Origin of the sequence: Staphylococcus sp. URHA0057 (assembly GCF_000620265.1) — a bacterium.
Lineage (GTDB): Bacteria > Bacillota > Bacilli > Staphylococcales > Staphylococcaceae > Staphylococcus > Staphylococcus pasteuri.
On record NZ_JHVS01000006.1, the window covers coordinates 235,844 to 249,591 of the forward strand.

At 31.0% G+C, this 13,748-nt stretch carries 15 protein-coding genes; 14 read left to right on the forward strand and 1 reads right to left on the reverse strand.

The annotated features are described in order from the left end of the window. Positions 1-36: 36 nt before the first annotated feature. The 10 genes from rpsU (at position 37) to recO (ending at position 7,060) form a co-directional block, all read left to right on the forward strand. Positions 37-213: a 30S ribosomal protein S21 gene (gene rpsU / locus N524_RS0104130; RefSeq protein ID WP_000048060.1), complete on the forward strand. Its 177-nt coding sequence runs from the start codon at positions 37-39 to the stop codon at positions 211-213. Positions 214-455: 242 nt separating this feature from the next. Continuing rightward, positions 456-1,133 carry an NfeD family protein gene (locus tag N524_RS0104135; protein ID WP_249663683.1) on the forward strand — a complete coding sequence of 226 codons (678 nt, stop codon included), beginning with the start codon at positions 456-458 and terminating at the stop codon, positions 1,131-1,133. An 18-nt stretch (positions 1,134-1,151) separates the two neighbouring features. Beyond that, on the forward strand, positions 1,152-2,141 hold the full coding sequence (gene floA, locus N524_RS0104140; protein WP_017636281.1) for a flotillin-like protein FloA: 990 nt from the start codon (positions 1,152-1,154) through the stop codon (positions 2,139-2,141). A gap of 15 nt (positions 2,142-2,156) precedes the next feature. Next, the gene (locus N524_RS0104145; RefSeq protein WP_017636280.1) at positions 2,157-2,852 is read left to right on the forward strand and encodes a hypothetical protein; all 696 of its coding nucleotides are present in this window, start codon (positions 2,157-2,159) and stop codon (positions 2,850-2,852) included. 343 nt (positions 2,853-3,195) lie between these two features. After that, positions 3,196-4,143 carry a PhoH family protein gene (locus N524_RS0104150; protein WP_017636279.1) on the forward strand — a complete coding sequence of 316 codons (948 nt, stop codon included), beginning with the start codon at positions 3,196-3,198 and terminating at the stop codon, positions 4,141-4,143. Then, entirely contained in the window at positions 4,144-4,611 is a 468-nt protein-coding gene (ybeY, locus tag N524_RS0104155; protein ID WP_017636278.1) for an rRNA maturation RNase YbeY, read from the forward strand. It abuts the gene before it with no gap. A 2-nt stretch (positions 4,612-4,613) separates the two neighbouring features. Then, positions 4,614-4,958 (forward strand): diacylglycerol kinase family protein, encoded by a 345-nt coding sequence (locus tag N524_RS0104160; RefSeq protein WP_017636277.1) that lies wholly within the window; start codon positions 4,614-4,616, stop codon positions 4,956-4,958. Positions 4,959-4,967: 9 nt separating this feature from the next. Further along, positions 4,968-5,375: a cytidine deaminase gene (cdd, locus tag N524_RS0104165; protein WP_029055734.1), complete on the forward strand. Its 408-nt coding sequence runs from the start codon at positions 4,968-4,970 to the stop codon at positions 5,373-5,375. Next, the gene (gene era, locus N524_RS0104170; protein WP_029055735.1) at positions 5,372-6,271 is read left to right on the forward strand and encodes a GTPase Era; all 900 of its coding nucleotides are present in this window, start codon (positions 5,372-5,374) and stop codon (positions 6,269-6,271) included. Before cdd ends, era begins: the two co-directional genes overlap by 4 nt. Before the next feature lie 27 nt (positions 6,272-6,298). Further along, positions 6,299-7,060, forward strand: a complete 762-nt coding sequence (gene recO, locus N524_RS0104175; protein ID WP_029055736.1) for a DNA repair protein RecO — start codon at positions 6,299-6,301, stop codon at positions 7,058-7,060. 91 nt (positions 7,061-7,151) lie between these two features. On the opposite strand, the gene N524_RS0104180 is transcribed toward recO, so the two are convergent. Then, positions 7,152-8,543, reverse strand: a complete 1,392-nt coding sequence (locus N524_RS0104180) for a glycine--tRNA ligase (RefSeq protein ID WP_029055737.1) — start codon at positions 8,541-8,543, stop codon at positions 7,152-7,154. A gap of 334 nt (positions 8,544-8,877) precedes the next feature. Between N524_RS0104180 and N524_RS0104185 the strand changes: the two genes are divergently transcribed. The 4 genes from N524_RS0104185 to rpoD all read left to right on the forward strand — a co-directional run bounded on the left by N524_RS0104185 (position 8,878) and on the right by rpoD (position 13,646). Continuing rightward, positions 8,878-9,501: a helix-turn-helix transcriptional regulator gene (locus tag N524_RS0104185; protein WP_081581202.1), complete on the forward strand. Its 624-nt coding sequence runs from the start codon at positions 8,878-8,880 to the stop codon at positions 9,499-9,501. An 11-nt stretch (positions 9,502-9,512) separates the two neighbouring features. Next, positions 9,513-10,331 (forward strand): pyruvate, water dikinase regulatory protein, encoded by an 819-nt coding sequence (locus N524_RS0104190; protein WP_017636271.1) that lies wholly within the window; start codon positions 9,513-9,515, stop codon positions 10,329-10,331. Between the two features lie 60 nt (positions 10,332-10,391). Beyond that, a complete protein-coding gene (gene dnaG, locus N524_RS0104195) occupies positions 10,392-12,200 on the forward strand; it encodes a DNA primase (RefSeq protein ID WP_029055738.1) in 1,809 nt (602 codons plus the stop codon). A 342-nt stretch (positions 12,201-12,542) separates the two neighbouring features. Further along, positions 12,543-13,646, forward strand: a complete 1,104-nt coding sequence (gene rpoD, locus N524_RS0104200; protein WP_029055739.1) for an RNA polymerase sigma factor RpoD — start codon at positions 12,543-12,545, stop codon at positions 13,644-13,646. Positions 13,647-13,748: the final 102 nt, after the last annotated feature.

Here is a 13,748-nt window from a genome sequence, read left to right on the forward strand (position 1 = left end):
AAAGTTCCGTTGATATTTGGAGGGAGGGAAATACAGATGTCTAAAACAGTAGTACGTAAAAATGAATCACTTGAAGATGCTTTACGTCGATTTAAGCGTTCAGTTTCAAAAAGTGGTACTATCCAAGAAGTACGTAAACGTGAATTTTACGAAAAACCTAGTGTTAAACGTAAAAAGAAATCAGAAGCTGCACGTAAACGTAAATTCAAATAATTAATAACACTGTTGACTCCCTCAACAAGAATGTTAATTATAAATATGAAACACCTTAGTTGTAATAACTGAGGTGTTTTTTGTTATCTATAGAAAACTAACTTTTATAAATTGAGTTTAAATTTAATTTAATAAATATTTTTATATATTACTAAATCACTATAATATGTCTGCGTTTTCATGTATAATTATGGTGAGAGTGAGGTGAAATAGTGACATATTCAAATGTAATACATACTTTACTGTTAACTCAATTTTCAACTGAAAATAGTTGGGTTAAAGATATAACTAACGTTATTGTCCATCCGTTGGTATCACTTGTTCTAACATGTATTATTTTTCTAGGGTTTTTATATCAATTATATTCTAAAAAAATAAATATGATTGGTATCTTAGCATCATTATCGTTATTAATTTTGTTTCTAGGTTTTCTTATTAAAGGTGATGTCAACATATTATCTGTAATACTTTTTGCTATTGGCGTTTTATTCGTTATTATCGAATTATTTATTGTTGGTGCAGTCATAGGTATTATTGGCATAATACTCATATCAATTAGTATTGTGATGTTAGGCAATAACCTGCTACTTATGTTAGGTAATGTGATTGTAGCTCTAATATTATCAATAATTGAATGGGTGGTATTAGTGAAAATATTTAAGAAAAATATTCCATTTTTAGATAAAGTTATTTTGAAAGATTCAACTAATGCTGAATCAGGGTTCACTTCTCACGATGATCGCTCTCATTTAGTCGGTAAAACGGCTCAAACCGTCACGGACCTTAGACCTGCTGGTATCATTAAGTTAGATGATGAACGTATTGATGCAGTTTCTGATGGCACATTCATATTAAGAAACAGACAAGTAAAGATACTTGAAGTTGAAGGCACACGTGTCGTAGTAAGAGAAATAGAATAGTTATAAAGGAGAGTTAAAATGATTAGTATTGGATTTATAATAATTGCAGTCATTATTGTTGTAGCTTTATTAATACTATTTTCATTTGTACCTGTAGGCCTATGGATTTCAGCTTTAGCAGCTGGTGTTCATGTTGGTATCGGTACTTTAGTAGGTATGCGTTTAAGAAGAGTATCACCAAGAAAAGTAATTGGTCCTTTAATTAAAGCACATAAAGCTGGTTTAAATTTAAAAACAAATCAACTTGAATCTCATTATTTAGCAGGCGGTAATGTAGATAGAGTCGTTGATGCAAACATTGCTGCTCAACGTGCAGACATAGATTTACCATTTGAACGTGGTGCAGCGATTGACTTAGCAGGTAGAGATGTTTTAGAAGCAGTTCAAATGTCTGTAAATCCTAAAGTAATTGAAACACCTTTTATCGCTGGTGTAGCTATGAATGGTATTGAAGTTAAAGCTAAAGCACGTATCACTGTACGCGCGAATATTGCCCGTTTAGTCGGTGGTGCTGGTGAAGAAACAATTATAGCACGTGTAGGTGAAGGTATTGTTTCTACTATTGGTTCAAGTCAACACCACACTGAGGTTCTTGAAAATCCGGATAATATTTCAAAAACAGTGCTAAGTAAAGGTTTAGATTCAGGAACTGCATTTGAAATTTTATCAATTGATATTGCCGATGTAGATATTAGTAAAAACATCGGTGCCGATCTACAAACTGAGCAAGCACTTGCAGATAAAAATATTGCACAAGCGAAAGCTGAAGAACGTCGTGCAATGGCAGTAGCATCAGAACAAGAAATGAAAGCAAGAGTTCAAGAAATGCGTGCTAAAGTTGTAGAAGCAGAATCAGAAGTTCCATTAGCAATGGCTGAGGCTTTACGTTCTGGAAACATTGGTGTAAAAGATTATTATAATCTAAAAAATATTGAAGCTGACACAGGAATGAGAAATGCCATTAATAAACGTACTGATCAAAATGATGACGAATCACCAGAACAATAATTGTGGGGTGATTAAATGAATATTGGAATAATTATTTTTGTCATATCGATCATAGCAACAATAATTAGTACCATACGTGATAAGAGTCATGAAGAAAGACAAAATCAAAAACCACCGTCCACACCTAAAGAAAACCAACAACCAAAAAAAGGTGGTTTTTTCGAAGAATTTGAAAAGACATTTAAAGAACTTAGTGATGAAATTAATGGAGAAACATCAAGTGAAAAGAAAAGAACATTTGACGATAATCTTCCTCCATTGAATCAAGAAATAGAGAACAGTAAACCTACATCTGAAGAATTACATCGTAGACCTACTGACTATGATGATTCCATTCCTAAACCAGACCCAACACCTTATCATAATGAAAAAGAAGTGCGTGAACCTGTAAAACAATCAACATCTAGAGATGAAAGCGCTGAAAATTTACGTAAAGATCTTGAATCAAATTTACATCAAGATTTAAAGAATGTAAGAAGTGAGATAGATAGGGAAAAAGAAAAACAGCTCGCTTTAATTGAGAAAAAGGCGCAAGATATTATTAATGATAAATATCTTTCAGAACGTACGAAAAGAGTCAGATTAAAACAATTACTCAATTCACAAAATGTAGAACGTAATATGAGTAAGTCAGCTTTTCAATTTGATAATGATGAAATAGTGAATGGTATTATTTGGAATGAAATTTTAAATAAACCTAAACAACTTTAATTTGTAATAGCTCGGGACAGAAATGTCTCGGGCTTTTTTTGACATTAAATACTACGTTTAAATATACTATTTAGAAGTATCTTTTTTATTACTTATATTAATAAAATTTGAGTAGATATTTAGAATTTAGTAAAATTTAGTTGTATTACCACTTCTTGTTTTAAAAGGTTAAGTCTATGATAGCTCACTTCGTTATTGAAAAAGCTAGTTTTATAGTAAATTGTTATTTAAATTGAAACGAATCTTAATTAATATATGTTCAAGAATGGTATAATATAAGTATGTTAGCCCTTAAAATGGGTGTATTGAATTATAAAACTGTAATTTGAAAAGGAGCGCGTTTATGCCTGGAATAATTCAAATCGACGACATTAATCAATCCCAAGCTTTAATTGGAAATAATGATGAACATTTAAAAGCTATTGAAGATAGTTTTGATGTCGTAATTCATGCTCGTGGACAAGAAATCGCTGTTAAAGGTGAAAAAATTGAGCATGTAGAAAAAGCCGAATTAGTTCTAACCAATTTATTAAAAGTGATTGAATTGGGAAATAATATTACGCTTAAAGATGTTGAAGCTGCTATTAAGATGGCAGAAAATGGAACCATTCAACAACTTTTAGATTTATATGAAGAAGAAATAACAAAAGATGCGTTCGGCAAAACTATCCGCGCTAAAACAATGGGACAACGTATGTATGTCAATGCTATGAATAGAAATGACTTAGTATTTGGTATTGGACCTGCTGGTACAGGTAAAACATTTTTAGCTGTTGTATATGCTGCTAAACAATTGCGTAAAGGGAATGTTAAACGTATTGTGTTAACACGTCCAGCTGTTGAAGCAGGTGAATCACTAGGTTTCTTACCAGGTGATTTAAAAGAAAAAGTTGATCCATATTTAAGACCACTTTATGATGGATTGAATACTGTATTAGGTAGAGAACAAACAGCTCGATTCATTGAAAGAGGTATTATTGAAATCGCGCCTTTAGCATATATGCGTGGTCGAACATTAGATGATGCATTCGTAATATTAGACGAAGCACAGAATACAACACATGCACAAATGAAAATGTTCTTAACGCGCTTAGGTTTTGGTTCAAAAATGGTAGTAACTGGTGACCAAACACAAATAGATTTACCAAAAGGTGTTAATAGTGGTTTGAAAGAAGCAGTAAAAAAACTACATGGCGTTAAAGGAATTAGTATCATGAAACTAGAGCAAGACGATGTAGTAAGACATCCACTTGTAAGTAAAATCATAGATAGATACGAAGGAGAGGACTAAATGTTTACAATAGATTTTAGTGATCACACAGAATTAGTGAATGATGATTGGTATGAACAAATAGAAAATTTATTGAACTTCGCTAAACAAGAAGAGCAAATTAATGAAAATGCTGAATTATCCATAACCTTCGTTGATAAAACTGAAATTCAAGAAATTAATAAAATGTACAGAGATAAAGATAAAGTGACAGATGTAATATCATTTGCTTTAGAAGAAGATGAGCCAGAAATTGATACAAGCGAATTTGATATTCCAAGAGTATTGGGAGACATTATAATATGTACGGATGTTGCACAAGAACAAGCAGAGTCTTATGGTCACTCTTTTGAACGTGAATTAGGGTTTTTAGCGTTACATGGTTTTCTTCACTTATTAGGATATGATCATATGAATGAAGAAGATGAAAAAGAAATGTTTGGTCGTCAAGATGCTATATTAAATGCTTATGGATTGACGAGAGATTAATCGTGAAAAGATTTAGCTATGCACTCAATGGCTTGAAAACACTATTAATTAAAGACCAAAAATTTTCTCTTCACATTTATGCTAGTATTATTGCAATTGTTTTTGGCTTCATTTTTCATATCAATCGCTTAGAGTGGTTATTTATTCTATTAGCAATAAGTTTAGTCCTAGCTTTTGAAGCGATTAATACTGCAGTAGAATACGTCGTAGACCTTGTTACATCTGAATATCATGATTATGCCAAATATGCAAAGGACATTGCTGCATTTAGTGTAATGATTGTGTCAATTTTAGCTTTATTAATTGGTTTAATCGTTTTTATTCCATATTTTATTAATTTATTATAGGAGGGCAACATGAGCTATCAATCTCATTATTTTAAAGAAGTCAGAGAAGCACAACAAAGATCTTATTCACCATATAGTCATTTTAAAGTAGGCGCCTATTTAAAAGCTAAGGATGGACGTACATTTTACGGAACGAATGTTGAAAATGCAGCATATTCAATGTCAATTTGTGCTGAAAGAGCTAGTTTATTTTCTGCGATATCTGCTGGTTATCAGCCCGGTGATTTTGAATCAATTACTGTCACTGTAGACGCTGATCAACCATCTTCACCTTGTGGGGAATGTCGTCAAGTATTGAAAGAATTATGCGACGATGATATGCCAGTATATATGACTAATCACAAAGGTGATATGATTGAATCATCAGTTAAAGAATTATTACCATACGGATTTTCTGGAAAGGATTTAAATAAATGACAGAACATAAATCAGGATTTGTTTCAATTATAGGAAGACCTAATGTAGGTAAATCTACATTTGTAAATAGAGTTATAGGTCATAAAATTTCAATTATGTCTGACAAAGCTCAAACTACACGTAATAAAATTCAGGGTGTAATGACTAGAGATGATGCTCAAATTATTTTTATTGATACACCTGGGATTCATAAACCTAAACATAAATTAGGTGATTATATGATGAAAGTGGCAACAAATACGCTTTCTGAAATAGACGCAATTATGTTTATGGTCAACGTTAATGAAGATATCGGTCGTGGCGATGAATATATCATGAATATGCTAAAAGATTTAAAGACACCTGTATTTTTAGTATTAAACAAAATTGATTTAGTTCATCCAGATGCGCTAATGCCACAAATTGAAAAGTATCAAAAATATATGGACTTTACTGAAATTATTCCAATTTCTGCGTTAGAAGGTTTAAATGTTGATCATTTTATTGATGTTTTAAAATCTTATTTACCAGAGGGACCAAAATATTATCCTGATGATCAAATTTCCGATCACCCAGAACAATTTGTAGTAGGTGAAATCATTCGTGAGAAAATTTTACATTTAACAAGCGAAGAAATTCCGCATGCTATTGGTGTAAATGTTGACCGTATGATTAAAGAAGATGAAGATCGTGTACGTATTGAAGCTACTATCTATGTAGAACGTGATTCTCAAAAAGGGATTGTTATCGGTAAAGGTGGCAAAAAACTTAAAGAAGTAGGTAAACGTGCAAGACATGATATAGAAATGCTTTTAGGTTCTAAAGTTTATTTAGAACTATGGGTTAAGGTTCAGAAAGATTGGAGAAATAAAGTTAATTTTATTCGCCAAATTGGATATATAGAAGATCAAGATTAACTCAAAAGATGGTGAGTTAGTATGTTAATGAAACAAAAAGGGATTATTTTAAAATCTGTAGAATATGGCGAATCAGATAAAATCATTACGATTTTAAACGAACATGGCGCTAAAGTACCGCTGATGGCTAGAAGAGCTAAAAAAGTTAAAACAGGTTTACAAGCACATACACAAATGTTTGTGTATGGCTTATTTATTTATAATAAGTGGCGAGGTATGGGGACACTTAATTCTGTAGATGTCATTGATCAACATTATGAATTACAACTTGATTTGTATGAAAGTAGCTTTGCGACATTGTGTGCTGAAACAATTGACCGTTCAATGGAAGAAGAAGAAATATCAAAATTTAATTTTGACTTATTACAGTTTGTTTTAAATAAAATTTCTTCAGGACAATCTGCACAATTAATGTCTATCATAGTCTTACTCAAATGTATGAATAAATATGGTTTTTCTGCCTCGTTTAATATATGTGCTGTTAGCGGCAATACAGACCAATCTCAATTAATAGGGTATAGTTTTAAATTTGATGGTGCCATTTCAAAAAGTGAAGCATATCAAGACCCTCATGCATTACAATTATCAAATAGAACATTGTATCTATTAGATATATTATTAAAATTACCAATTGATAAGATGAATGAACTAAAATTACATCAAGACATTTTAGATGAAATGTCAGAATTAATGATAATGCTTTATAGAGAATATGCAGGCATGTTTTTTAAAAGTCAAAAGTTAATCAATCAATTGAAAAGATTAGAATTAAATGATTTAGATAAATAATTAGTTTAAAATCTAGATAAAAGACCGCAATCACAAAGCTCTTGTGATTGCGGTCTTTAGTATTAATCAATGAGAAATTATCTCAACATAATTAAAATTTAATTTTTTCTGCTAAGAATGTCTCTAGTTCTGAAATAGGCATACGAACTTGTTCCATAGAATCTCTGTCACGTACTGTAACTTGATTATCTTCTAATGAATCAAAGTCAAATGTAATACAATATGGTGTACCAATCTCATCTTGACGACGGTAACGTTTACCAATAGATTGTGATTCATCAAAATCTATTGAGAATGTTTGACTTAATTGTTCAAAGATTTTAATTGCTTCACTTGATAATTTTTTACTCAATGGTAAGATTGCAGCTTTATAAGGTGCTAAAGCAGGGTGGAATTTTAAGACTGTACGTTCATCTTTACTTCCTTCTACTCCTTCTTGAGCGTAAGCATCACATAAGAATGCTAATGTTACACGATCAGCACCTAAAGAAGGTTCAATACAATATGGGATATATTTTTCATTTGTTTCTGGATCATGATATTTGAAATCTTCACCTGAATGTTCACTATGCTTTTTCAAGTCAAAGTCAGTACGACTTGCGATACCCCATAGTTCTCCCCAACCAAATGGGAATTTGTATTCGATATCAGTTGTAGCATTTGAATAGTGAGATAATTCATCAGCATCATGATCACGTAATTTTATATTGTCTTCATTAATATTTAGATCTTTTAACCATTGACTAGCAAATGTTTTCCAATAATTTTGCCATTCAATTTCTTCACCAGGTTTACAGAAGAATTCAAGTTCCATTTGTTCAAATTCACGTGTTCTGAAAATGAAGTTACCTGGAGTAATTTCATTACGGAAAGATTTACCAATTTGTCCAATACCAAATGGTAATTTTTTACGCATAGAACGTTGAACGTTTTTATAATTTACGAAAATACCTTGTGCTGTTTCTGGGCGTAAGAATAATTCGTTAGTTGAATCTTCAGTTACACCTTGGAATGTTTTAAACATTAAATTGAATTGACGGATATCAGTCCAATTAGCAGTACCACTTACTGGACACACAATACCTTCATCATCAATGATTTTTTTCATTTCATCAAAGCTTAAGCCATCAGCAATAAAGTTTTCATCGCCTTTTTCTTGTTGCATGTAATCTTCAATTAGTTTGTCTGCACGATAACGAATTTTACTATCTTTGTTATCAATCATAGGGTCATTAAAGTTACCTAAATGTCCTGATGCTTCCCATGTTTTAGGGTTCATTAAAATAGCTGCATCTAAACCAACATTATATGGTGATTGTGTAATGAATTTTTGCCACCATGCTTTTTTAACATTATTTTTTAATTCAACACCTAGTGGACCGTAATCCCAAGTATTAGATAAGCCACCATAGATGTCACTACCAGGGAATACGAATCCTCTGTGCTTTGCAAGTTGTACGATTTGTTCCATATCATTTGCCATTAATAATTCTCTCCTTACACATAAAAACGCCCCAAGACAATAAAACACAATTAAATATGCTTAATCATCTTGGGACGAGTTAATTTTTATTTAGTATAATTCATATACATTAAAATATCATTTAACCCGCGGTTCCACCCAAATTAGTGTAGCCACTCGCTTTAAAATAAATTTAATTTTATGCCAATATTTATATGCTAAGCTTACACCATCCTTAGCTCGCTTTATAATTATTCTAATTGATTAAATATTTAATAGCAAGCGTTTATATGTATTTGTGGCAAATAAAAATAACGGTTATAATATATAATGTATATAAGAGGGGTGAAGACCTATAGAACTGAATCAAAGACAAGAACAAATAGTTGAAATCGTCAAGCAACATGGACCAATAACAGGTGAGCATATCGCCGATCAATTAAATTTAACACGCGCAACATTAAGACCAGATTTAGCTATTCTTACGATGTCAGGATTTTTAGAAGCAAGACCTAGAGTAGGTTATTATTATTCAGGCAAATCTAAAAATAAAATCATCCATGAACAACTACGCCAGTATGTTGTAAAGGATTATATGTCACAACCGGTAGTGGTAAAAGAAGATATGTCGGTTTACGATGCCATTTGTACTATATTTTTAGAAGATGCTGGTACTTTGTTTATCACAAATAAGGATAATGATTTTATTGGAGTTTGTTCACGAAAAGATTTATTGAGAGCTTCAATGATTGGAAATGATATTCATACAATGCCGATTAGCGTTAATATGACTCGTATGCCTAATCTTACTTATTTAGAAGAAAGTGAACTAATTATCTATGCTGCTAATCAAATGATAGATAAAGAAATAGATGCTATTCCCATTGTAAGATTAAAAGATAATCAAAAATATGAAGTCGTTGGAAGAGTATCTAAAACGACAATTACAAAATTATTTGTATCATTATTTAAAGAATAGGTGGTTAATAGATGGATAATATAAACATAATTGTTGCTTCAGATTCAATTGGAGAAACTGCAGAGTTAGTTGCTCGTGCAGGTGTTTCACAATTTAATCCTAAGCAATGTAAACATGAATTTTTACGTTACCCATACATAGAATCATTTGAAAACGTAGATGAAGTGGTTCAAGTAGCCGAAGATACAGATGCTATCATCGTATATACTTTGGTTAAACCAGAAATCAAAAAATATATGGTAGCTAAAGTAAAAGAACATAATTTAAAATCAGTTGATATTATGGGACCTTTAATGGATTTATTATCTGGTTCAATTGAAGAAACACCTTACTATGAACCAGGTATTGTCCATAGATTAGACGATGCCTATTTTAAAAAGATTGATGCAATTGAGTTTGCTGTTAAATATGATGACGGGAAAGATCCTAAAGGTTTACCAAAAGCAGATATCGTCCTTTTAGGTATCTCTCGAACATCAAAGACACCACTATCACAATATTTAGCTCATAAAAGTTATAAAGTCATGAACATACCAATTGTGCCAGAAGTTACACCTCCTGATGCACTATTTAATATTGATTCATCAAAATGTATTGCTTTAAAAATTAGTGAAGAAAAATTAAATAGAATACGAAAAGAAAGATTAAAACAACTTGGTCTTGGTGACACAGCAAGATATGCTACTGAAGCACGAATAAAAGAAGAATTAAATTATTTTGAAGAACTAGTGGAGAAAGTTGGTTGTCCAGTTATAGATGTAACAGATAAAGCAATTGAAGAGACAGCTAATGACATCATCTATTATATTGAAAATAATAAAACAAAATAATTTCATTTAATGCATAAAAAAGGTATAATATTAAGACTAATATTTAATAGGTGATTTATTTTGCGTATAGAACAATCGGTCATTAATGAAATCAAAGATAAGACAGATATACTTGATTTAGTAAGTGAATATGTAAAACTTGAAAAAAGAGGACGCAATTATATCGGTTTGTGTCCTTTTCATGATGAAAAGACCCCTTCTTTTACTGTGTCAGAAGATAAACAAATCTGTCATTGTTTCGGTTGTAAAAAGGGTGGCAATGTTTTTCAATTCACACAAGAAATAAAAGATATTTCCTTTACAGAAGCTGTAAAAGAGTTAGGCGAACGTGTCAATATATCAGTTGATGTGGGTAATAGCCAATATCAAAATACAAACACACAAATCGCAACTGATGATTTACAAATGATAGAAATGCATGAACTCATGCAAGAATATTACCATTATGCACTTATGAAAACTGTTGAAGGTGAACAAGCGCTTAATTATTTGAAAGAACGTGATTTTCCAGAACAATTAATTAAAGAAAGAGGAATTGGTTATGCGCCTAATTCGTCTCATTTTTGTCATGATTTTTTAGAGAAAAAAGGTTATGATATCGAATTAGCGTATGAAGCGGGACTTTTATCTCGAAATGAGGAAAACTTTAGCTATTATGATCGATTTAGAGATAGAATTATGTTTCCTCTTAAAAATGCTCAAGGAAGAATTGTTGGATATTCAGCAAGAACCTATACTAATCAAGAGCCTAAATATTTAAACAGTCCAGAAACACCTATTTTCCAGAAAAGAAAGTTATTATATAATCTCGATAAAGCTAGAAAAAATATAAGAAAAAATGATGAAATTATATTACTTGAAGGCTTTATGGATGTTATTAAGTCAGACCATGCTGGTTTGAAATCTGTTGTAGCAAGTATGGGGACTCAACTTTCAAATGAACATATCACATTCATAAAAAAATTAACATCCAATATTACTTTAATGTTTGATGGAGATTTTGCAGGTAAAGAAGCAACATTAAAAACTGGACAAGCGCTTTTAGAGCAAGGTTTAAATGTATTTGTCGTTCAATTGCCTTCTGATATGGACCCAGATGAATATATTAGAAAGTATGGAAATGAAGCATTTCTAGAATTTGTTCAAAAAGATAAAAAATCTTTCGTCTTGTTTAAAGTTCAAACACATAAAGATGAAATTCAAAATAATGATTTGGCTTATGAAAGATATTTAAAAGAAGTAACTCAGGATATAGCTTTAATGCGTTCATCCATACTTCAGAAAAAGGTATTGCAAGACGTTTCAGAATTGTTTAAAGTTAGTTTTGAGACTTTGGACTATGAAGTGGCTCATCAACAGCAAAAACAAAATGTTCAGTCTTCTTACCCAGATCAATCTTATTTTTATAACGAGCCACCGCAACAAACGATACAATTCAATCAATTGAATCGTCATGAAAAGGCAGAACGTTCCTTGTTAAAACACTTTATGCAAGATAAAGATACATTTTTAAATTACTATCAAAAAGTCAATTCTGACGACTTTACAAATGAGTATTTCAAGCGTATATTTAATACTTTGCATGATTATTTTTCTAATAATGATGTTTACCAATTAAGTACAATGATTCAATATATAGAAAATAATGACTTAAGAGAAGCGTTGATATCACTTGATTCATATAACTTAAATGAAGAACCATTTGAACAAGAATTAGAAGATTATATTAATATCATAAACGAGAATAAAGATGGCGAATCTTTAGAAGTTTTAAATCATAAATTGCGAGAAGCAACTCGTATAGGAGATACAGAACTACAAAAATATTATCTTCAATTAATTGTTAATAAAAACAAAAGTAGAATGTAATCTTACAAAAATTTATGATATCGTTGTATTTTAGAGATTTATGAATGGTTACCATGTATTTACATTGGGTAAACAAATAATATCTAAAAATGACTATTCAGAATGATTATATGTATTTTAAAGGGAGTTATTTTGACTGATATTTCATAAGAAAGTAATATTTTTCAGAAGATGATTAATCTACTGGCTTATTTAACGCAACATTGAAAATACATTGCTTTTAACTAAACGAAAATATGAAATTTAGTCTATATTTTATTAGCATTACCATCATTATAATCAAATTACTAATAATAAAAATGAATAAATTGAAAGTTTATATTAATACCGGGAGGCCGTTTCATGTCTGATAAAGTTAAAATTAAAAAACAAACAATTGATCCGACTTTAACAATGGAAGATGTTAAAAAACAATTAATTGAAAAAGGTAAAAAAGAAGGTCATTTAAGTCACGAAGAAATTGCTGAAAAATTACAGAATTTCGAAATGGATTCTGATATGATGGATGATTTCTTTGATCAATTAAATGACAATGATATCACATTAGTAAATGAAAAAGACAATTCAGATACAGATGCTAAATTAAATCCTAATGATTTAAGTGCACCTCCAGGCGTTAAGATTAACGATCCAGTACGTATGTATTTAAAAGAAATCGGACGTGTTAACTTATTAAGTGCACAAGAGGAAATTGAGCTTGCTAAAAGAATTGAACAAGGTGACGAAATAGCTAAATCTAGATTAGCTGAAGCAAACTTACGTTTAGTAGTAAGTATTGCTAAAAGATATGTAGGTAGAGGTATGTTATTCCTTGATTTAATTCAAGAAGGTAATATGGGTCTAATTAAAGCAGTTGAAAAATTCGACTTCAATAAAGGATTTAAATTCTCTACTTATGCAACTTGGTGGATTCGTCAAGCAATTACTCGTGCTATTGCTGACCAAGCTCGTACTATTCGTATACCCGTGCATATGGTTGAAACAATTAACAAATTAATTCGTGTTCAACGTCAATTATTACAAGATTTGGGACGTGACCCTGCACCTGAAGAAATTGGTGAAGAAATGGATTTACCACCTGAAAAAGTTAGAGAAATCCTTAAGATTGCTCAAGAACCTGTATCATTAGAAACACCTATTGGTGAAGAAGATGATAGTCATTTAGGTGATTTCATTGAAGACCAAGAAGCACAAAGTCCTTCAGACCATGCTGCATACGAGTTACTTAAAGAACAGCTTGAAGATGTTTTAGATACTTTAACAGACCGAGAAGAAAATGTCTTACGTTTAAGATTTGGTCTTGATGATGGAAGAACTAGAACACTTGAAGAAGTTGGTAAAGTGTTTGGCGTAACTAGAGAACGTATCCGTCAAATTGAAGCTAAAGCATTAAGAAAGTTAAGACATCCAAGTAGAAGTAAACGTCTTAAAGACTTTATGGATTAAATAGTTTTGGACTGGGGCATAAAGCTTGTCCCAGTCTTTATTTTTTATAAACAGATGATTTATTATTTTAATACATATAGAGGCATTTATGATTTTAATAAA

What these genes read in the sequence shown, in the direction of transcription:
- rpsU (WP_000048060.1), top strand. Translation starts at nt 37, where the DNA reads ATGTCTAAAACAGTAGTACGTAAAAATGAATCACTTGAAGATGCTTTA.
- rpoD (WP_029055739.1), top strand. Translation starts at nt 12,543, where the DNA reads ATGTCTGATAAAGTTAAAATTAAAAAACAAACAATTGATCCGACTTTA.
- floA (WP_017636281.1), top strand. Translation starts at nt 1,152, where the DNA reads ATGATTAGTATTGGATTTATAATAATTGCAGTCATTATTGTTGTAGCT.
- ybeY (WP_017636278.1), top strand. Translation starts at nt 4,144, where the DNA reads ATGTTTACAATAGATTTTAGTGATCACACAGAATTAGTGAATGATGAT.
- recO (WP_029055736.1), top strand. Translation starts at nt 6,299, where the DNA reads ATGAAACAAAAAGGGATTATTTTAAAATCTGTAGAATATGGCGAATCA.
- N524_RS0104150 (WP_017636279.1), top strand. Translation starts at nt 3,196, where the DNA reads ATGCCTGGAATAATTCAAATCGACGACATTAATCAATCCCAAGCTTTA.
- N524_RS0104190 (WP_017636271.1), top strand. Translation starts at nt 9,513, where the DNA reads ATGGATAATATAAACATAATTGTTGCTTCAGATTCAATTGGAGAAACT.
- N524_RS0104145 (WP_017636280.1), top strand. Translation starts at nt 2,157, where the DNA reads ATGAATATTGGAATAATTATTTTTGTCATATCGATCATAGCAACAATA.
- N524_RS0104180 (WP_029055737.1), bottom strand. Translation starts at nt 8,543, where the DNA reads ATGGCAAATGATATGGAACAAATCGTACAACTTGCAAAGCACAGAGGA.
- cdd (WP_029055734.1), top strand. Translation starts at nt 4,968, where the DNA reads ATGAGCTATCAATCTCATTATTTTAAAGAAGTCAGAGAAGCACAACAA.
- era (WP_029055735.1), top strand. Translation starts at nt 5,372, where the DNA reads ATGACAGAACATAAATCAGGATTTGTTTCAATTATAGGAAGACCTAAT.